Below are 517 nucleotides of genomic sequence, written 5' to 3'. Positions count from 1 at the left end.
GGGCGGAAGCGAACGGCGCGGCCCCGTGTCCCCGCCGGCGGGGACGCTTGCGGGGACCCGCGAAACCCGGACAGGATATCGGGGGCCGAGGAGGCCGCCCCCGACGGAGAGGACCGGTGGAACCCGCGTGACCGGTACCGATCCGCGCCGCCGCGGCCCCCGCCTCCCGCGCCGTTCCGCGCCGGGGGAGCACGACACCGGCCTCGGCCCCGTCCTCGACCACCTCGCCGCCATCGGCCCGCACTTCACCCTCCACCACGGCTCCGAGCCGCCGGGTCCGCCACTCCCGTCGTCGACGGAACCGGCGGCGGGGGAGACGGACCCCGCCTTCCACCCCCTCGCCGACCTGCGAGGCGCACTCCTCGCCGATACCGCCGCCGACATCGGCCGGCGCATCGGCACCACCGACCCCCGGGTCGGTGCCTCCACCCTCCACCTCGGCCTCGCCGCCCGCCTGTGGTCCGCCGCCCTCGGCTGCGCCGTCCTCGCCGGCCGCGTCCCCGACCTCGCTCCCCAC

Annotated in this window: 1 pseudogene; it reads left to right on the top strand. The window is 78.7% G+C overall.

Annotated features, from left to right (window positions below):
* Positions 1 to 127: 127 nt before the first annotated feature.
* Positions 128 to 517, top strand: a pseudogene (locus FNQ90_RS26360) (hypothetical protein); the annotation flags it as partial.

The sequence above is a fragment of the Streptomyces alkaliphilus genome, assembly GCF_014141535.1.
GTDB lineage: Bacteria > Actinomycetota > Actinomycetes > Streptomycetales > Streptomycetaceae > Streptomyces > Streptomyces alkaliphilus.
Note: the sequence above shows the minus strand (reverse complement) of the source record. Positions and strands in the feature narration are given on the sequence as shown.